The organism is Clavibacter sp. GW821-FHT01D01, from assembly GCF_059422605.1.
The window spans coordinates 1-17,932 of sequence record NZ_JBWKXC010000012.1; the positions used below are offsets into that span (position 1 = coordinate 1).

Genomic DNA, 17,932 nt, shown 5'->3' on the forward strand with positions numbered 1-17,932 from the left:
GGCTTCCAGTCCTGGAACTCGAAGCTCCCCGGCAAGTACCGCGACATGCTCTACGGCATCGGCGCGGAGGAGTTCGGCCACGTCGAGATGCTCGCGATCATGATCGCCAAGCTGCTCGAGACCGCGCCCGTCGAGGCGACCGAGGACGCGATGAAGGACCCGACCCTCGCCGCGGTCATCGGCGGCGGCGACATCCAGCACGCGATCGTCGCGGGCGCTGGCGCGCGCCCCGTCGACGCCAACGGGAACCCGTGGCAGGGATCCTTCATCACCGCGAGCGGCAACCTCCTCGCCGACTTCCACGCCAACGCCAACGCCGAGATGCAGGGCCGCCTCCAGGTCGCCCGGCTGTATCACATGACCGACGACCACGGCGTGAAGGACCTCCTGTCCTTCCTGCTCGCGCGCGACACAATGCACCAGAACCAGTGGGTCGCCGCGATCGCAGAGCTGCAGGCCGAGGGCACGGAGAACCTTCCCGTACCGAGCGACTTCCCCATCGAGCTCGAGGACCGGGACGTCTCGTACCAGTACCTCAACTTCTCCGACGGGCCCGCCGCCGCTGAGGGCTCGTGGGCGTCCGGCCCCACGCCCGATGGGAAGGGCACCTTCACCTACCACGACGGCCCGACCTCGTCGGTGCCCATGCCAGCCCCGCCGCTCGGCAACCCGCTGCTGCACGGCACCATCCCGCCGAAGGAAGGCGGCTTGCTGTCGAAGGCCGCGGGGGCGATCAAGGACGCCGTCACGCCGTAACGCCGGCTTGTCCCGCTGTCGACGGCCCCGGGCGGAGCGCTCGTTCCGCCCGATCTGTCGCGTGCGTCACGGGGCGGCTGCCGACACAGGTGGTCGCCCCGTGCTCCGACCGGCTGGATCCGGTGCCGCTCGTGATGTCGGCGCGACGACGAGCGGGCTTCCGCGAGACAGGGCGACCGATTTTCGCCGTTCCGCTGACAGCCCGTCATGACGTCGGCGCTCCGGGGCGCTGCACGGGAAGGCGGTCTCGTGGGTCCCTGAAGGAGGCGGAAGGGCGAGGGCGGATCGAGAGCATGGGTCTGCGCACGAGAAGTCAGGACACAGCCACCGGAAGTCAAGGCCTATGCACTGCTCGGGACCGGGAGTTGCGTGAGGCCCGCAGGGCCCGAGTCCTGCGGCAACTCGAACACCACGAGCACCGAGAGGGAACCACATGTCGAACGACCTCACACCGGCGTCGCCCGCGAACGGCGGACCCGCCTCCGACGCCGCCTACGCGGCCGTCGTCCCGGCGTCTACCCTGGGCACGACCCCGAGCGCGGGCAGCGCATCCACGAGCGGCAGCGGCGGCAGCAGCAGCGCGAAGGACACCGCGAAGGAGCAGGCCGCCAGCGTCGCCGGAGACGCGAAGGCCGGCACCGAGCACGTGGCCGGCGTCGCGAAGGACGAGGCCTCGAAGGTCGCCTCTGAGGCGAAGTCGCAGGCGCAGGACCTCCTCGCGCAGACCCGCGACCAGCTCCGCGAGCAGACCGGCGTTCAGCAGGAGCGCGCCGCCGGCAGCCTGCGCACGCTCAGCGACGAGCTGCAGGAGATGGGCGACAAGTCGGAGAGCACGGGTCTCGCCGGCGAGCTCGTCTCCCAGGTGGCGCAGCGCGCGGGGAGTGCCGCGTCCTACCTCGAGGGCCGTGACCCGGGGACACTCCTCCAGGATGTGACCGACTTCGCGCGCCGTCGCCCGGGCCTGTTCGTCGGCCTCGCGGTCATCGCGGGCGTCGCGGCCGGCCGCCTCACCCGCTCGCTGACGAGCGCTGCGCACGACCAGAAGGCCGCCGACGCGGACGCTGACGAGATGGGCGCTGCGACGACCGGCACGGCCGACACGACCTCGAACTACGTCACGCCGGCGGTCCCGACCACGAGCGCCCACGCGCCCACCGCGCTCAGCGCGGACGAGCCGATCGGCGTCGGACCGTACGACGCCCCGGCGACGGATGCGTCGACCCCGCTCTACGACCAGACGCGTCCCGTCGACCCGCTGACCGAGACCTTCGGCGCGGGCGACCGCACCGACGGATCGCGCGCATGACCGACGGACGCACCCCCTCCGAGGAGAAGGCCGCGACCACGAGCCTCGGCGACCTCCTCGGGAACGTCACGAAGGACGTCTCCACGCTCATGCGCCAGGAGATCGCCCTCGCCAAGGCGGAGATCAGCGACTCGGCGAAGAAGGCCGGGAAGGGCGCCGGCCTCCTGGGCGGCGCGGGGTACGCGGGGCTGATGGCCGTGTTCTTCCTCTCCGTCGCCCTCATGGTCGGACTGGGCTACCTGTTCGACAACCAGGCCTGGGGCGCGGTCGTCGTGGCCGTCATTTGGGCCGTCATCGGCCTGGTCATGTACCTGCAGGGCCGCAAGCAGCTCAAGACCGTGCAGGGTGCGCCCCGCACGGCCGAGAGCGTCAAGAAGATCCCCGAAGCGATGAAGAGGAACGAGGCAGACCGATGAGCGACAACCCCGAGCAGATCCGTGCGGAGATCGAGCGCACCCGCAACGAGCTGAGCATCGACGTGGACGCGGTGGCCGACAAGGTCACTCCCGCGAAGGTGGCTCAGCGGCAGACCGAGAAGGTGCGCGGCGCCTTCTCGAGCGTCAAGGACAGCGTCCTCGGCTCGGCGAGCGATGCGCGCTCGAGCGTCGGCGACGCCGTCTCCGGCACCGCGGGCGGCGCGAAGGCGAAGGCGCAGGGCAACCCCCTCGGCCTCGGCCTCGTCGCGTTCGGCGCCGGGCTCCTCATCGCCTCGTTGATCCCAGCGAGCGACAAGGAGAAGGAGCTCGCCTCGACCGTCAAGGACAAGGCACAGCCCCTCGTCGAGAAGGCGACCGACGCCGCGAAGGACGTCGCGTCCGAGCTGAAGGAGCCCGCGCAGCAGGCAGCCGCGGCCGTCAAGGACACCGCGACCGACTCCGCCGGCACCGTCAAGGCGGAGGCGCAGTCCACCGCGGACGACGTCAAGGGCAGCGCCCAGGACGCGAAGCAGGCCGTGCAGGACGACGCACGCAGCTGATCCGGTGCACTCCCGAAGGGGAGCCGAGCCTCGAGGCCCGGCTCCCCTTCATCATGCGAGAAGGCCGACGGGATCCCGTCATGTCCGGCTCGCAGTTCGACGGACGGATCACGCGGCGGCCGCCGTGATCGTGAGTTCGAGGCGCCGGGGAAACGCCGACTCGAGATCGATGTAGTGCGGCCACCCACGGTGCCGACATTGTCGGTCGCTCGCGCGGGGTCTGAGGATGGGACGCGCCTGGTGGCGCGTTCATCGATTGGGGTCTTTAAGGGATCTGCCCTAGCGGTGGATGAACCAAAGACGAGTCCGCTCGTCGACGCGCGCGGCGAGCATCTGCGCGAGCTCGTCCTCAACGATGTCGCGGCATTCGGCGACCGTGAAGTTCGGCAGCATGGGCCGGATCCGGCTCACCGCGTCGTCGATGAGGCGTTCGTAATCGACATGCGCATCCACGAGCGCCACTTTGGCAGATCACCATTCTCCACGTCGAGGCCGGGGTGAAGTCTCGTCACAGCGTCCGCACGACGATCTGCTCGGCCATGACGGCTGCCCATGAGCGATACACGCGGCCGTAGAAGGAGTCGTGCCCGTCCGGGGTCTCGAAGTCGTGGACGAGGGCGGATGGGAAGGGGACGCACTGCGCCATGTCGATGTCCGCGACCACGTCTCGGGTGATGACGTTGAGCACGTGGGCGTGATGTCCGACGCGGTGGGAGATGGCCTTCGGGACCTCGGGCGACAGCTCCAAGGGCGGGATCTCTGCGATGAGGATGGTGGCAGTCGATGCGAGATGCTGCTGTAAGTCGGCGAGCAGACCGGTGAGGTGCGCGCGCCACGCAGCGGGTGTGGTGAACCGGACGGCGTCGCCTATGCCGAGGATCACGATCATGACGTCGACGACGACGAGTCTCGGGTTCTCGCGGAGGAGGATGCGCGCGGTGCGGATCGTGAAGTCGGACGTGGCCATCGCCTGCCACCGGACGCCCCTGTTGCTCCGCTGGTGCAGGCGGCGTCCGAGCTGCGCGCCGACGGTCAGGTTGGTCGTCAGCGTCTGGTAGCCGATGGCGGTCGCCTCCCCGATCACGGCGATGAAGATCGGCAGCGGGCCGGGTAGGTGGCCGTCGACGTCCCCGGCAGGGAAGGGAGCGTGTTGCATGCGTCGGCGCATCATCCGGTAGGGCACGAGGCCGAGGAAGGCGAACTGCAGGCCCGCTCGCGTGGAGGAGAACAGCCGCATGTGAGCGCCTCCCCCATGACCCGCCACCAGATGCGGCGGTGAAGACGAGCCTAGGAGAGTCAGCCGCTCGTGGTCCGTCACGCGGTGTCCTGTAAGCGGCAGCTGCAGGGGCAGCTACCGTCGTGGGCCCACCGCCGCCGTGCGGGTCACGGCGGCGATGGGCAGGCGACGCGGACAGGATTCGGGTCAGCCGCATCACCATGTCGGTGGCGCCCACGTGCTGATGGGGGATCAGGACCGGCGCGCTTCCGGGCATCCGCTCGGGGGAAGGGATGTCGATGACGCAGTTAGTTCGTGTCCCCCAAAGCGAGGACACGGCTTGGGGAATGCTTCGCTTGATGGACATGCCCTACTCACGCTGGCCGCGGACGAGCGTCACCGACCTTAAAGGAGCTGAGAGTTCCGCCGTCACGTGTTCCATGAGGAGGCGCCCGGCATCGTTCCCATCGCCGCCGCCATCGCGTGAGCGGCGTCGTGATGGCGGCCGGCGTGCTCGAGATCAGCAGCGCGGGTCGTAGTCCGCGCCGCGTGCGCCACTGCCGCCTGCACCCGGTCGGCATCACGGGGCCGGAACAGCGCCCCCACCCGCACGTCCGCATCGATCGGGTCGGTCGTAGCCGCGACACGGTTCGAATCCAGGCGTGTGAAGATCGTGTGGAGGTCCTCCAAGGCACCTGCGTCCTGGGTCGTGAGCGCCTGTCGGACGGCTGCCATCTCCAGGTAGAACGAGGACATCGGAACTTCGTGCTGCCGCCGCCACGCCTTCATGAGTCGGATCAGGCGGACGGACCGGCCGTTCGTGCTGGCGTCCCACTCCGCCATCCGTCGGGCGTGGGCATCAGGGCGGGTAGTCGCCCAGGCGTCCTGGCCGGTCGGATCGGGGATCCGGTAGGAGTCATCGGGGCCGTCGAACGCGGGGCGGACGACCAGGGCGAAGCGGACGCCGGGCTCGACCACCGTGACCGCGCCGGCGGCGCTGCGCACGGTGGCCGCGGGCGCCATCACCCGCGCCGCTTCGTGCACGGTGTGGAGGGCGTGCTGCGTGGTCGGGGGTTCCGCGCCGGGCAGCGCCACCGTGAGATCGACGGGCGCGCCATGACGTAGCCCGCTCCCCTGGCGCCAGGAGCCGGTGGGGATCACGCGCAGCGGTTGCAGGGCGTCGAAGACCCGCTCCGCGGTGAGCGCCGTCCATGCCCGCACCCGTGCGACGTCGTCGGGGAGCGGGCGCGCCTCCAGGAGGAGTTCCGCGAGGAGCCGGTTCGCGGAGGGCTCAGCTGTCGGGACAGCGGTTGTGATCATCGTCCTCTGCCCGTCCCCGCATCGCGGCTCTCATCCGCGCCCGTCCATGCCACCCTTTTCGACAGCTCACGTTACCCATCGATGCCTCGAGCACAAGGCGTCGGTCGTCACGAGGACAGGACATCGACCTTCCACCTCCTGACGGTTCATGGTGCTCGGCGGAGGGTCTCGTTGGGCTTCTCGTCGAAGCGGTGGGCGTACTCCGCGGCGAAGCGCCCGAGGTTGCCGAACGCCCATCGGCGCGCGACGTCCCTCACCGTGACCGAGCGCGGAACTGCGGAACGTAGCTCGTCGTGGACGCGTTGCATCCGGATCTCCCGCAGGTACGCGGACGGGGTCATGCCGAGGTGTCGGGAGGTGGCGAGCTGGAGGCTGCGGGTGTGCATGCCGGCCGCGCGGGCCGCATCAGCGGGCGCGATGGGCTCGTGGGCGTGATGGTGCAGGAAGTCCAGCGCTTCGCGCACCCGTGCGCCCTGCGGGACGCGGAGCTCGGGTGGGACAGCCCACGCCCGCCACGGGAACAGGCGCAGCAGCACTCGCGCCAGCGACATCTCCGCCGCGAATCGCATCAGCGGAGTGACGCTGGCCCGGACGATGGCGTGGGTCATGACCGACACGGCATCGCGCCACGCGGAGAGCGTCCACGGATTCGCCGGTGCTCGATGGTCGAAGGACACGTGGCGTGGCGGTCCGCCGTGGGTCTCAGTGGCGATGTCCTCCAGGAACGCCGGGCCCAAGTGGATGAGGTGCTGCCGGTGGGAGAGGAAGTCGAGCCGGAAGTGCCGCTCGGATGGGAGGAGGAACGGCGCTTCCACCGTCCCGGCGCGGTCGTGATCCCGCAGGTGCAGGGAGCCGCTCCCGGTGCGGAACCACCCGACCACGTAATCGGTGAGGTGCGGGATCTCCCCGCGGATCCGGCCGGACAGCTCGGAGGTGCGCAGCGACACCCGAGCGTTGCCGACCGTCGCGTACCGGTAGGAGAACGGGGACTCCCCCGCGCTCGTGGACAGGGTGCCGCCATACACGGCGCTGTACACCTCGTCGGCTTCGCTGATGCACGCACCCGCGTGTTCCGTACGGTGCTCGGTCCGGCTCGTGCCCTCCGGCATCGAGGAGCCGGTGCTGCTCGTGAACAGGGACGGGACGGGAGGGGTGGGGCCTGGCGGGGTCTGGGCCGGGTCGGTGCTGTAGATCGTGGGGCTTCTCTCGTTCAGGCCCCGCGCCGTGCCCGTTGCCGAGGGGCCCGCAAAGGGAGCGACATCCAGTAGACGCACCTCGTCGGCACGACGTCACTCCGGCGCGGCCCGCGGGCCGCGTTCGTTCGCGCAGCGGCCAGGCCGCAGAGGACGCAGACGACCGGCGGGCACGGCGGTGCTCGGCGCCTGCGTCGACGGCGCCCCTAGGTGTGTTCCGACCGCTACCGGCGCCCAAACACTCGTCAGACACGAGATCTGTCGTAGTCAGTGGACGATCGATTCGTGTAAGAACGAAAGGGAAGACCGACGGGTCGGCGCGGCCCCGGACAGGAGATGCACCGCAGATGGACCGGCACCCGTTGGCGTTGGAGAACCAGGTGTCGTTCGCTGCCGTGACCGCGGCGCGCAGCATCGTCGGCCTGTACCGGCCGGTCCTCGCGCCTCTCGGCCTGACCCACCCGCAGTACCTCGTGATGCTCGCCCTCTGGGACGGGCACAACGAGTCCCTGTCGAGCCTCAGCGACATCGTGCAGATGGAGCCGGCGACGCTGACCCCGCTGGTGAAGCGGCTCGAAGCCGCAGGACTCGTCCATCGCGCGCGCAAAGCCGAGGACGAGCGCATCCTCCTGATCCTCCTCACCGAGCAGGGCCTCGCCCTCCGTGATCGCGCACACGGCGTCCCCGCGCAGGTGGCCGAGAAGGCCGGCATGAGCCTCGCCGAGCTCTCGAAGCTACGCGACACCCTGCAGCAGGTCGCCCGTCGCATCACCCGCATATCCGCCCGCGACGCTGCCTCCGCGGCCGAGAAGACGGTCCTCTAGGTGGCCGTGACCTCACCCAGAGACGACGCGATGAGCGACGGCACGAACGACGCCCACCGACTCGCCCTCCTGATCCAACGCCTGTCCGAGCAGATGGACGCGGATGTCGCTACCGCGTGGGGCACACTCACGGGGCTGCAGACCGGGACGCTACGGACCATCGCGCGACTCGGGGAGGTCGGCCGGAGCGATCTCAGCCGCGAGATGCGCACCTCTCGTGCAGCCCTCGTCCCCGTTCTGTCTCGGCTCCTCCGGGACGGGCTGATCGACATGTATCCGCCAGGACCCGACGCCATGCTGTCCGTCACCGCCTCGGGTCGAGCCCTGCTGCAGCGCATCGAGCAGCGGCGCGCGCGATGGATCCTCGACGCGGCCGCCGGCTGGTCCGAGCACGAGATGGGCGCCACCACGCACGCCATCGAGCGACTTCTCGCGCGCCGAGGTCACAACGCGTCCTAGCGCTGGGCGCCCGTCCCCACACGACCCTCGGCCTCGTGTCCGGTAAGGAGGCTCTTACCAGGACGCGGTCACGGCGTAGCGAGCGGTACTGTCCGCCACGCGCGTCGCACCACGGCCCGGAGGGATCCAAGCCGCCGGCAGTAGAGTTCGTGAAGAGTTCGCCCTCCCCCCGAGGTCGGGCCCTGCGCCTTCGAGCGCAGATGGCCCCGCGGGACAGAACGGACCCCGTCTCAAACGTCGGGCCATCGCTCCCCCTCACGTGCCGCGCCCGAGGCCCTCCTCCCGTGAAGCGCACGCGAGGTCGAGGGACCGCCGCGAACTGCTCGTCAGGAGACACAACCCGATGCTCCGCCTTCCGCACCCCATCACCGCCGCCCGCACGCTGTCCACGACAGCCGCTCATGCGGCGGAGTTCCTGTTCCGCCGGGCGGATGAGTCCGGCGACATCCACCCCGATGACCCCGACCACGGCGTCGTCCCCGGACCGGACCCCGACCGCGTCCTCTTCTTAGGTGAGCTGGGGCAGATCAGCCTCGGCATCCGGACCCATGAGCTATCGCTGCCCGCCTTCTTCTCCCGGCGCGTCGCCGCACGCAGCCACCGCGGCGTCGCCTGGAGCATCAGCGCCCTCCCGAACTCGCGCCTCCTGAGCGCGCGCAAGGTCATCGACCGAGACCAGGGCGAACTCGAGCACGTCGACGCGGTCGTGATGCTGGTGGGCATCACCGACGTGCTCCGCGTGACCGGCGTCAGCGCGTGGGAGCGGCACCTTCGCACCACCCTCGACGCCCTCGTCGCGTACATCCCTCGCGACACTCCGATCCTCATCTCCGACACCCCGCCGCTGGACAACGCCGGCAGCCTCTCCCGGCCCGCGCGCGTCGCCGCCGGGATCCTCGGGCGCTCCCTCGACCGGAACACGCGAGCCGTCGCCGCCGACTACCCCACCGCTCAGGCGATCCCCTTCCCCGAGGAGCTGACCCGCTCCCTCTGGCTCCCCGAATCCGTCGAACAGCGGTACCGCGACACCTACCGGATCTGGGGCGCTCACCTTGCGGACGCATACCTCCACATGCGCAGCTGATCCTCACCTCAGACCAGCACGGGGCGCACTTCCTCGGCGCTGACGGTGTCCGGCAGGGGATGGGTAGTCAGAAACGTGACTCGATGGAGGTGGCCCTCGCCGTGAATACGACAGAGCCCCGTCCGCGTTGCGGACGGGGCTCTGTGCATCACTGGTGATTACTCGGTGGGGACGTCATTAGCGAGTAACGGCGCGCATGGGGTACCTATCCACTAGCGGTCCTGTTGCGTGCGCTCCGCCGAACGGTTCCCACCGCGGCCCCGCTTGGTCTGCGGCACGTTCACCTGCTGCCCCTGGACGGGCGCCTCGGACGCCGGCCTCCCGTGCGAGACCTCGGCGCGCATGCGGACGTCGACGGTCTGCTGCGGGACCCCCTGACGGCCGAGCTCGGCGGCCATCGCCGTCCTGCGCTCGGCGCTGTCGTAGTGGGTCTTCCCCGCGCTGTGCTCGGCGTTGGCGCGCCCCTGGTCGGCGGCGGCGTTCGTCTCGGCGCCGGCCTGTGCGGCCTGCTGCGGGGCGCTCTGCGCGGCGCCGACCTCTGCCGGCTCGCGGTGGAGCTGCGCCTGTGCGCGGGCGTCCTCGGCGAACTCACGGAGCTCGTCGGGGCTGCGGTCGGGGGTGCCGCCGGCGTCGGCCTGAGAGTCGTACTCGCGGGCCTGGAGCTCGAGCTCGGCGGCGCGGTCGGTGCGGCTGGTGTCGACGTCCGCGTTCGGCTCGGTGGCGATGGCCTGGCCGTCGTTGCGCTCGGCCGCGGCGCGAGCGTCGAGCCGTGCGGCCTCGTCGAGCGCGGCGGCGGCGAGGGCCGTCTCGACGGCCGCCTCGCCGCGACCGGACTTCTCGGCGGCCGCAGCGTTCTGTGCCGCCTCGGCCTCGGCACGCTCGCGGAGGATCAGCGCAGCGCGTACGGCGTCGGGGTTCGCCTGCGGGTTCGTGACGTCGATCCCGTACCGCTCGCGCAGCTCCCGGCCGATGGTCTCCGAGGCGGCCTGCGCGCGGGGGTCGACGTCCTTCCACTGCTGCGCGGTCTCGTGCATGGACGCGTGCTCCATGAGCGACGAGCGCTCCCAGAACTCGGGCCGCTCGACGACGGAGACCTTCGCCACCGCGGCGTCGCGCTCGGCGCTGAGGCGCTGGGTCTCGGCCCTTGTGGACGCGACGAATCGCCGCGAGCTCAGCGACGCTGCGTCCGAGCTCGAGGCGGAAGCTGACGGTGACGGGAAGCCGGGTCGCTTCCGTGCCGTCGCGCAGGGGGCACAGCGTGTACTGGGATCCGGTGTCGGCGGCGCGCTTGGCGGTCTCGTATCCGATCAACTGACTCAGTTCATCGCCTCGCTGCCCTCTTAGTCAGCCCCACGGGCATCTGCTTTGTTGCGGTCCGTTCTCGTCTCAAACCGACGTGGGCATCGAGGCGCCCGGGGAAGGGAACCCGCCCGGCCCTGCAGCATGGAGCAGGACGGCATGGCATGGCATGGCATGGCATGGCATGGCATGGCATGGCAGCGAACCGCACGGTGCCGACCGCTGCTTAGGAGTGCAGCATCACGACGTCAGAAGCGGGTGAGGCGCGACCCGGAGAGTGTCGCCGCCTGGGATGCGCCGACCCCGGGAACCCTGGAGTGGCTGGCGATCCACGTCTCAAGGTCTGGCTCAGCAAAGCCCGCTAGCTCACACATGAACCGGTGGTCGATCCTCAGATCTCGCTCAAAAATTGGCTCATGGTGAGCTGCGCGGTTGCGAAGCAGTCGCAGGCGCTGCATCCTCAGTCGAAGATCCTCACGCAAGCCGGTGTAGTGCGGAAAGGCCCCTTCTAGGCCGGCGTCCCACAGTGCCGTGTGATACCGCCGTGCCAGCAGCCCCTCCCAAAATGACGTTTTCAGCTCAGCCACCACATGGCCGTGTCCCCAGCCCCCGACCCCCTTGCGGTCGTTGAGGTAGGTCTCCGCTGCTGCCACGGCGTCGCTGTCCTTAACCGCCAAGGGGGCGCTACTCCACCAGTCAGGTTGACCGAAAACAACAGACAGGCGATCATCCATCGCGTTCCTAAGACCTACCTCTAGCGCCGCGTAGGCACCGAGAAGAGCAGCAGACGCCTCGACGTTCCAGGAGTACAAGCGGAGTGCTTCGTCGGAGTTGCCGTTGCACTTGGCTAGGTACGGCGCGAAGCGGTCGCTACCGATCACTCGTGGGAGCGCGAGGAGGGAAGCGGGATCGACAGGGTTCACGGGGCTCCAGTCGCGAGACCGTCGCTCTGGCCTCTTGTGTAGTTGCGTGCTATCTTGGTCGACGTAAGCCCCGGACGAGGCACGAAAACGTGTCGGCGCGCCGGGGCAATTTTTTTGCCCACGGTACAGCACGCGACGTGCTGCGCCGCGTCAAGTGGCTCCCCTCAGTGGTCAAGTAGACCTGACGAGCCCCACACGAAGCCCCGAGCACCCCTGCGGCAATGCCGTGTTCTCGGGCGCCGATCACCCAGCGGCAGGCGCCTGCGCTCCTTGTCGCGGACCAACAGATGCAAGGTCTTCTCCACCGTGGGCACCACGTCGAACGGTCCACTCAAGACGCCTCGCGCGCGTCCGGTAGAGGATCCCTCCCCGTACAGCGCAGGTGGCATCAGCCGCGCTCTTCTCCGATCGAACGCCGCAGCCGCGCGACCTGAGCCTCGAGCTCCACTCGACACTCCTCATCGGACGGCGCGCGACCGAGCCTCGCGGCGAAGTCGCTGCGGTACCGGTCCGTTATGTGAAGCATCGACCTCGCGTCGGCCCGAGCTTCCCCGGTCACTCCGAGGAAGGCTGCGCTGAGGTTGGCGAGCACGCCGATCAGCATCGTGCGGTCTTCGAGCGTCACGATCTCCGGCTTATCCATGTCTCCAGCGTCCGCGCCGTCTGGGTTGGAGTCAACCGCCTCGACTGCGCTCAAAGTCGTCCGGTAGGGGATCCCTACCCGGACGCGCCCACCATAGGAATTCGTCGAAGGCAGCACCGATCGGCATCACCCCGTCGGTCACTTCGAGCTGCTGGCGAACGGCTGCGGGTGACTCCAGCGCGACGCGGATCAGGTGGGCAAGGTCAGCTCGCGGCATCGCTCCATGCGGGACGGTCGGGCCCAGTCGGACGGCGCCCGTCGGGGGTTCCTCGGTGAGGGCGTCGGGGCGGAGGATCGTCCAGCCCAGCGCCGTGCTCCGGAGGTGCGCGTCGGCTGCGCGCTTCGCCCGGAGGAGGCGCACGACATGGTCGCCACCGAAGTCCTCGTCGGCGCGGTGGGCGGAGACGAGGACGAACCGCCCGACGCTCGCGAGGACTGCAGCATCCGCAGCGGCGATGATCATCTCCCCGTCGACCCGGTCGACGACCTCGGCAGTGGATCCCGCGCTGCTCCCTGCGGCGTACACGATCGCGTCCACGCCCACCATCAGCCCACGGAGGTCATCGCGCGTCGCGGTGAGCAGGTCGAGCACCTCCCCGCGGGTACCGACCTTCCGGAGATCATCCACTTGCTCGGGGAGCCGCACGGTCCCGGTGACGTGCCACCCCGCGCTCAGGAGCTCGTCGACCACCCGCGATCCCGTCCGGCCGTGCGCGCCGATGACGAGGGCCGTCCTCATCGGAGCATGACGGAGCCGCCGTCGACGGCGATGGTCTGGCCGGTGACCCAGCCGGCGTCCTCGCTCAGCAGCCAGCGGACGCCGGCGGTGATGTCCGCGGGCTGGCCGACGCGGCCGACCAGGGTGCGGGCCGCGGCCGTGTCGATCATGGGAGAGCTGTCCCCGAAGCCGCCAGCCTCGAAGAAGCCGGTGTCGGCGACGAACCCCGGAGCGATCGTATTGACCGTGATCCCGCGCGCACCCGCACGAGTCGCGAGGTCACGACCGTAGCCGGCGAGAGCGGCCTTCGCCGTCGCGTACGGACCACCTGCACCATCCAGACCCGCCGTGGAGCCGATCAGGACGATCCGACCCGTCGTGTCGGGCACCTGCTCGAGCAGCGCCTCGATCGGCAGCACGGCGGTCAGGAGATTGACCCGCATAGCCTGCGTCCACGCATCCTCGACGGCCGCCGGGCCGGATCCGGGCTGGCGGAAGCCGCCCTGACCACCCGCGGCCGCGACGATGCCGACGACCGGCCGGTCGCCGACGGCGCCGAGGATCCGCGCGACGCCGTCCGCGGTGGATGCGTCCGCGACGACGGTCGAGACGCGGCCAGGGCCCGCTGCGGCGCTCTCGGTCTCGACGAGCGGGTCCGATCGACGCCCGACGATCAGGACGTCCCGGCCGAGGGAGCTCTGGTCGAGGGCGACGTCCCGTCCCATGCCGGTGCCTCCGCCGATGACGACGACGAGAGAGGTGTGAGAGGAGGTCATGCGGAGTCCTTCGATCGGGTGTCGGTGTGGGAGGTGCACGCGTCGAGCGCGTGGAAGAACGCCGCCTCCTCGCTGGCGGAGAGCGGGCTCAGGAGCTGCCGTTGTGCGGCCTCGACCGCGGGCTCAGCCGCTCGGAGCGCACGCGTGCCCGCGGGAGAGAGCGTGAGGGGCAGGCGTCGGCTGCCGTCGTCGCCGGCCGTGCGCGTGAGGAGCCCGCGGTCCTGCAACCGGGACGTCACGCGACCGAGCGCCTGCGGCGTGATCAGCAGGAACCGGGCCAGGTCGGCATTGCTCGACCCCGGGTTGCCCTCGATGTGCACGAGCGCGCCGTACTCGGTGCCGGAGAGCCCGAACGGGTCCAGCGCGTCCTGCACGACCTGCCGCATGACCCGATGGAACCGTGTCGCGGCGATGCCGATGTCGTGACCGAGCAGCGGCGTAGCGTCATCCATATAACCCAAGGTTATATTGTGAGTCGGAACGGGGGCCGAGCGCCTCCGGCGATCTCTCATGGAATAGCCGATCGACCGCGTGCAGAGCAGAGCTCGATCGTCCGACGACCCCCACGCATGCGCACGAGGAACCCGGCGAGGCGTGGCCACCCGGAGTCCTCTGCAAGCGCCCGGATCGGCGGGGCCGGCCGCTCAGGCGTCCGGCGTGTTCCACCCCGAGCGGAGGACGCTTGCCATCGCCGCCGCCGACGTCGTGTCGGCCATCGCCGCGCCACGTGCCCAGCTGACCGCGAGTGCCATGAGGAAGAGGTCGCGGCCCCGCACATCCGACCGGGCCGCCCCCACCGCTCGAGCACGCTCGAGGTACTCGTCGGTGACGGCGATGTACCCCTCGCAGGTGGAGGACAGCGGGGATGTGGCTTCTCCCATCGCCGCGCGAAGCGGCTCCGGGAGCCCGTCGAACGCTCCCGCCCAGTCGATCAGCGCATCCAGCCACGCGCTCAGGGCCGACGGAGCGCTCTTCGCCGTCGCGTCGATCTCCTCACGTCGGACCCCGATCGCCTCATCACGGGCGGCGAGGAGTGCCGCGAGGAGCTCGTCGCGGGAGGGGAAGTGTCGGTAGAGGGTCCCGGGCCCCACCCCGGCCTCCTTCGCGATGGCGTCGAGGGACCCCGTGACCCCGTGCTCGGTGAAGTGCTGCTGCGCGATGTCGAGGATGTGCTGACGGTTGCGTCTGGCATCGGCGCGTGGAGCTCGGCCGGTCGGGGTGGTCGTCATCCGTTCGAACTCCTCGACTATTCGGAGACTTTCTCCGTGTATTGTGCTGTGCGGAGGATATCTCCGCATCAATCTGCAACTGTGCCACGACGCGAAGGACGAAGCATGAGGATCGGCATCATCGGAGCAGGCAACATCGGACGGATCCTCGCCGAGCGGCTTGCGCGCGCAGGCCACCTCGTGTCCATCGCGAACTCCCGCGCCCCGGAGACCGTGGACGCCTCTGCCCTCGCGACGGGAGCGACGGCTGTGTGGGCCGCCGATGCCGCGAAGGACGCCGACGTGGTGATCGTGTCGGTGAACTTCGGTCAGCTCCCCGACATGGCCGCGTTGGTCGCGGCAGCACCCGCGGATGCCGTGATCATCGACACGTCCAACTACTTCCCCTTGCGGGACGGCACCATCAGCGCCGTCGAAGACGGCCAGGTCGAGAGCGAGTGGGTCCAGGAGCAGTACGGTCGCCCCATCGTCAAGGCATGGAACACGATCACCACCGCGTCCTTCCGCGACAAGGCGTACTCGTCGGATCCGTCTACCCGGATCGCCCTGCCCGTCGTCGCCGATGACGCCTCCCAGCGCAGCATCGGCATGCGCCTCGTCGAGGAGACCGGGTTCGACGCGTTCGACGCCGGCGTCATCGCCGACTCGTGGCGGCAGCAGCCCGGCACGCCGGTGTACACCAACGACCTCACCGCCGGCGAGCTCCCCGCGGCTCTCGAGCGCGCGCAGCGCGACCGCTCGGCCCTGCGCCGCGACCTGATGATGAGCATCTACCTCGAGCGCATCGAGGCCGACGGGCACGAGCCCGACCCCGCCCGTCAGCTCGCCCTCACCCGGGCCATCTTCTAGACCCATGACGACGACAGGAGAACCGCTAATGAAGCGCTGGCAGGCAACCCGGTTCGGCGAGGTGGATGACGTCCTCCGGCTCGAGGACGTCGAGCGGCCCCAGCCGGGACCCGGCGAAGCACGCGTGCGCGTCCTCGCGGCGAGCCTCGCTCTGCCCGACCTCATGATGATCCGCGGCGAGTACCCGTACCTGCCCGAGCCACCGGCGTCCCCCGGCCAAGAGGTCGTCGGCATCGTCGATGCCGCCGGCGAGGGGTTCCCCCACCCGGTCGGCGCGCGGATCGCGGGCAACAGCCGCGCGGACATCGGCATCGGCGGGTTCGCGGAGTACGCCCTCGTTCCCGGGTGGAGCGCGATGCCCGTCATCGGCGGGCTCAGCGACGAGCAGGCAGCCGGGTTCCCGGGCTCCTTCGCAGTGGCGCACATCGGCCTCCGCCACCGGGCTCACCTGTCCGAAGGCGAGGTACTGCTCGTGCTCGGAGGAGCAGGACGCACGGGATCCGCCGCCATCCAGCTCGGGAAGGCCATGGGCGCGACGGTCATCGCCACCGCGCGCAACGACTCCGCGGCCGCCTTCAGCCGCGACCAGGGCGCCGATCACGTCCTCGACCTCAGCGCAGCCTCGGCACAGGAGGACATCGGTCGCATCACGGGAGGCCGCGGTGTCGACGTCGTCTACGACACCGTCGGCGGACGAGCCGCCGCCGACGCAGCCCGCACGCTCGCGCGTGGCGGGCGCTTCCTCATCGTCGGGTTCGCCAGCGGCGATCCCGTCTCCCTCGACGCCCGGGACCTCCTCATGCGCGACTACTCCATGATCGGCGTCCTCTCCGTGTTCCGTGATGACGCGGAGAAGGCCGAGACCGTCGACGAGCTCACCACCATGCTGGCCGAGAAGAGCATCGATCCGCCCGTCACCGCCGTGCACTCCTTCGAGGACGTGCCCCTCGCGCTCCGCGAGCGGGCATCCGGGGCGTACGGACAGACCGTCATCACGATGACCAGCCCCCCGCGACCTTGACGGTTCGCGCGTGCGAAGTGCGTGAGACGCCGACCGAGGTGGTCCGGTAGGGCATCCCCTACCGGACGCTCACGGTAGATCGTCCTGTCGATTGACTCGCGGGCTGCGTCCCGTCCGTAGCGTCGGGGTCATAGTGATGATGCGAAGGAACGTCTGGCTCGCCCTCGGTGCCGCTCTGACGCTCATCGGTGCGGCCGTGACAGTGCTGTACTTCTTCCAGCCGTGGCGGACCTGCCCCTACGAGGACACCGCTGCCGGATGCTCGATGCTCGACGGCGATGCGACGGTGATGATGGTCGCCATGGCCGTCATGCTCCTCGGCGTCGTCCTCTTGCTCGCCGGTGCCATGAGACGGTGGACAAGCCGCATCCAGTAGGAGATCCTCCGCCGAAGGCATGGGAATTGCGGATCCGCGACCGGAGACGCTAGTTCACGGGTGTGCCGTTGGCGATGCTGGCGAGGGCTGCCAGGTGTGCCTCGAGCGCGGAGGAGCCGGTGGGTGTGAGCTTGACCCAGGTCACCCGCCGCGCGTCGTTGCGCGCGGGAGAGCGCTCCTTGCGAAGCGCGATGAACCCTGCGTCGGTGAGGATCTTGAGGTGCTTGGAGAGCTTTGCGTCATCGATCTGCAGTGCATCGCGGATGATGGCGAAGTCGAGCTCGTCGACGTGGCGCAGCAAACCGCAGAGCCGGAGGCGCAGCGGCGCGTGGATGACCTCGCTGAACGCAGGCTCGGCCGCGCTCGTCACAGCCGCACATCGCTCGACGCAGCGATTTCCTGCCGAAGCGCGCTGTCGTAGCGCCGCCCCACGACGACCGTCGTGATGAAGGTGATCAGTGCTGGGACGAGCGCCCACCCCGGCTCGAGCCCGACGAGCTTGATCGCCAGGCTCGACACCATCGCGGCAACGAGCACGGCGAGCATGACCAGCATCAGACGCCGGCTGCCCGGACCGGTCGGCTTGGAGACGGCGACACCGTACCGACGGGTATAGGTAGTGGTGAGCACCGGAATGGCGACTATGCCAATCGCAATCGCGACTACCGGCCAAGCACCTGGAAGCGCGTGAGCGCCGGCGAAAACGCCGGTGATGACACCCAGAGCCGGGTGGTACCACTGCGGCGTGACGATGCGCGCCGCGAGGGTCGCTCCGTCCTGCTCGATGTCTCCCAGGGTCGCGCGAGCCCCCGCCTGCGTCATTGCATCGGGGTGGGCGTCCGGTCGATCCTCATTGAACTCGTTTGCCATGGTCGCAACTCTATTCAGTGAGTTGCGATCTTCGCAAGACGTTCAACAGCTCCATCACGTGACCAATGGACCACTGATCTCGGACACTGATGGT

Annotated in this window: 24 protein-coding genes; 11 read left to right on the forward strand and 13 right to left on the reverse strand. The window is 69.7% G+C overall.

The genetic code is table 11. The features are described 5' to 3' along the window. From AC07VC_RS14070 to AC07VC_RS14085, 4 genes are all read left to right on the forward strand, one after another. On the forward strand, positions 1 to 756 hold a 756-nt coding region (locus AC07VC_RS14070; RefSeq protein ID WP_494724470.1), incomplete at its 5' end, for a manganese catalase family protein. A 433-nt stretch (positions 757 to 1,189) separates the two neighbouring features. Beyond that, positions 1,190 to 2,062, forward strand: a complete 873-nt coding sequence (locus AC07VC_RS14075; protein ID WP_494676596.1) for a hypothetical protein — start codon at positions 1,190 to 1,192, stop codon at positions 2,060 to 2,062. Further along, entirely contained in the window at positions 2,059 to 2,478 is a 420-nt protein-coding gene (locus AC07VC_RS14080) for a phage holin family protein (protein WP_086520053.1), read from the forward strand. Before AC07VC_RS14075 ends, AC07VC_RS14080 begins: the two co-directional genes overlap by 4 nt. After that, positions 2,475 to 3,038 (forward strand): DUF3618 domain-containing protein, encoded by a 564-nt coding sequence (locus AC07VC_RS14085; RefSeq protein ID WP_494676595.1) that lies wholly within the window; start codon positions 2,475 to 2,477, stop codon positions 3,036 to 3,038. The genes AC07VC_RS14080 and AC07VC_RS14085 overlap by 4 nt, the downstream gene beginning before the upstream one ends. A 279-nt stretch (positions 3,039 to 3,317) precedes the next feature. Here AC07VC_RS14085 and AC07VC_RS14090 read toward each other — a convergent pair whose 3' ends face one another. From AC07VC_RS14090 to AC07VC_RS14105, 4 genes are all read right to left on the reverse strand, one after another. Then, positions 3,318 to 3,500, reverse strand: a complete 183-nt coding sequence (locus tag AC07VC_RS14090) for a hypothetical protein (protein ID WP_494676594.1) — start codon at positions 3,498 to 3,500, stop codon at positions 3,318 to 3,320. A 46-nt stretch (positions 3,501 to 3,546) separates the two neighbouring features. Then, positions 3,547 to 4,275: an SGNH/GDSL hydrolase family protein gene (locus tag AC07VC_RS14095; protein WP_494676593.1), complete on the reverse strand. Its 729-nt coding sequence runs from the start codon at positions 4,273 to 4,275 to the stop codon at positions 3,547 to 3,549. A gap of 408 nt (positions 4,276 to 4,683) precedes the next feature. Further along, positions 4,684 to 5,574: a hypothetical protein gene (locus tag AC07VC_RS14100; RefSeq protein WP_494724471.1), complete on the reverse strand. Its 891-nt coding sequence runs from the start codon at positions 5,572 to 5,574 to the stop codon at positions 4,684 to 4,686. A gap of 146 nt (positions 5,575 to 5,720) precedes the next feature. Next, entirely contained in the window at positions 5,721 to 6,599 is an 879-nt protein-coding gene (locus AC07VC_RS14105) for an AraC family transcriptional regulator (RefSeq protein ID WP_494724472.1), read from the reverse strand. A gap of 515 nt (positions 6,600 to 7,114) precedes the next feature. Between AC07VC_RS14105 and AC07VC_RS14110 the strand changes: the two genes are divergently transcribed. The 3 genes from AC07VC_RS14110 (at position 7,115) to AC07VC_RS14120 (ending at position 9,134) form a co-directional block, all read left to right on the forward strand. Further along, the gene (locus tag AC07VC_RS14110) at positions 7,115 to 7,591 is read left to right on the forward strand and encodes a MarR family winged helix-turn-helix transcriptional regulator (protein WP_494676685.1); all 477 of its coding nucleotides are present in this window, start codon (positions 7,115 to 7,117) and stop codon (positions 7,589 to 7,591) included. Between the two features lie 30 nt (positions 7,592 to 7,621). Continuing rightward, positions 7,622 to 8,050, forward strand: a complete 429-nt coding sequence (locus AC07VC_RS14115) for a MarR family winged helix-turn-helix transcriptional regulator (RefSeq protein WP_494724473.1) — start codon at positions 7,622 to 7,624, stop codon at positions 8,048 to 8,050. Positions 8,051 to 8,393: 343 nt separating this feature from the next. Next, positions 8,394 to 9,134 carry an SGNH/GDSL hydrolase family protein gene (locus AC07VC_RS14120; RefSeq protein ID WP_494676683.1) on the forward strand — a complete coding sequence of 247 codons (741 nt, stop codon included), beginning with the start codon at positions 8,394 to 8,396 and terminating at the stop codon, positions 9,132 to 9,134. Between the two features lie 212 nt (positions 9,135 to 9,346). Here the strand turns inward: AC07VC_RS14120 and AC07VC_RS14125 are convergent, their stop codons facing one another. Beyond that, the gene (locus tag AC07VC_RS14125) at positions 9,347 to 10,168 is read right to left on the reverse strand and encodes a hypothetical protein (RefSeq protein ID WP_494676682.1); all 822 of its coding nucleotides are present in this window, start codon (positions 10,166 to 10,168) and stop codon (positions 9,347 to 9,349) included. A gap of 13 nt (positions 10,169 to 10,181) precedes the next feature. Here AC07VC_RS14125 and AC07VC_RS14130 point away from each other — a divergent pair, with 13 nt between their 5' ends. Continuing rightward, positions 10,182 to 10,478 (forward strand): hypothetical protein, encoded by a 297-nt coding sequence (locus tag AC07VC_RS14130; protein WP_494676681.1) that lies wholly within the window; start codon positions 10,182 to 10,184, stop codon positions 10,476 to 10,478. A 203-nt stretch (positions 10,479 to 10,681) separates the two neighbouring features. Here the strand turns inward: AC07VC_RS14130 and AC07VC_RS14135 are convergent, their stop codons facing one another. From AC07VC_RS14135 to AC07VC_RS14160, 6 genes are all read right to left on the reverse strand, one after another. After that, positions 10,682 to 11,356: a hypothetical protein gene (locus AC07VC_RS14135; RefSeq protein ID WP_494676680.1), complete on the reverse strand. Its 675-nt coding sequence runs from the start codon at positions 11,354 to 11,356 to the stop codon at positions 10,682 to 10,684. A gap of 388 nt (positions 11,357 to 11,744) precedes the next feature. Then, complete coding sequence (locus AC07VC_RS14140; RefSeq protein WP_494676679.1) at positions 11,745 to 11,999, reverse strand: hypothetical protein; 255 nt, start codon at positions 11,997 to 11,999, stop codon at positions 11,745 to 11,747. A gap of 31 nt (positions 12,000 to 12,030) precedes the next feature. Continuing rightward, entirely contained in the window at positions 12,031 to 12,738 is a 708-nt protein-coding gene (locus tag AC07VC_RS14145) for an NAD(P)H-binding protein (RefSeq protein ID WP_494676678.1), read from the reverse strand. Further along, on the reverse strand, positions 12,735 to 13,493 hold the full coding sequence (locus AC07VC_RS14150; protein WP_494676677.1) for an SDR family NAD(P)-dependent oxidoreductase: 759 nt from the start codon (positions 13,491 to 13,493) through the stop codon (positions 12,735 to 12,737). Before AC07VC_RS14150 ends, AC07VC_RS14145 begins: the two co-directional genes overlap by 4 nt. Beyond that, on the reverse strand, positions 13,490 to 13,945 hold the full coding sequence (locus AC07VC_RS14155; protein ID WP_494676676.1) for a MarR family winged helix-turn-helix transcriptional regulator: 456 nt from the start codon (positions 13,943 to 13,945) through the stop codon (positions 13,490 to 13,492). The genes AC07VC_RS14150 and AC07VC_RS14155 overlap by 4 nt, the downstream gene beginning before the upstream one ends. A 192-nt stretch (positions 13,946 to 14,137) precedes the next feature. Then, complete coding sequence (locus AC07VC_RS14160; protein WP_494676675.1) at positions 14,138 to 14,722, reverse strand: TetR/AcrR family transcriptional regulator; 585 nt, start codon at positions 14,720 to 14,722, stop codon at positions 14,138 to 14,140. Between the two features lie 81 nt (positions 14,723 to 14,803). Between AC07VC_RS14160 and AC07VC_RS14165 the strand changes: the two genes are divergently transcribed. The 3 genes from AC07VC_RS14165 to AC07VC_RS14175 all read left to right on the forward strand — a co-directional run bounded on the left by AC07VC_RS14165 (position 14,804) and on the right by AC07VC_RS14175 (position 16,968). Next, complete coding sequence (locus AC07VC_RS14165) at positions 14,804 to 15,571, forward strand: NADPH-dependent F420 reductase (RefSeq protein ID WP_494724474.1); 768 nt, start codon at positions 14,804 to 14,806, stop codon at positions 15,569 to 15,571. 28 nt (positions 15,572 to 15,599) lie between these two features. Next, positions 15,600 to 16,592, forward strand: coding sequence for an NADPH:quinone oxidoreductase family protein (locus tag AC07VC_RS14170; RefSeq protein WP_494676673.1), 993 nt, complete (start codon positions 15,600 to 15,602; stop codon positions 16,590 to 16,592). Positions 16,593 to 16,728: 136 nt separating this feature from the next. Beyond that, complete coding sequence (locus tag AC07VC_RS14175; protein WP_494676672.1) at positions 16,729 to 16,968, forward strand: hypothetical protein; 240 nt, start codon at positions 16,729 to 16,731, stop codon at positions 16,966 to 16,968. A 49-nt stretch (positions 16,969 to 17,017) separates the two neighbouring features. Here the strand turns inward: AC07VC_RS14175 and AC07VC_RS14180 are convergent, their stop codons facing one another. Together AC07VC_RS14180 and AC07VC_RS14185 are read right to left on the reverse strand one after the other, a co-directional pair. Continuing rightward, positions 17,018 to 17,338 (reverse strand): transcriptional regulator, encoded by a 321-nt coding sequence (locus tag AC07VC_RS14180; RefSeq protein ID WP_494676671.1) that lies wholly within the window; start codon positions 17,336 to 17,338, stop codon positions 17,018 to 17,020. Then, on the reverse strand, positions 17,335 to 17,838 hold the full coding sequence (locus tag AC07VC_RS14185) for a hypothetical protein (protein ID WP_494676670.1): 504 nt from the start codon (positions 17,836 to 17,838) through the stop codon (positions 17,335 to 17,337). Before AC07VC_RS14185 ends, AC07VC_RS14180 begins: the two co-directional genes overlap by 4 nt. Between the last annotated feature and the right edge of the window lie 94 nt (positions 17,839 to 17,932).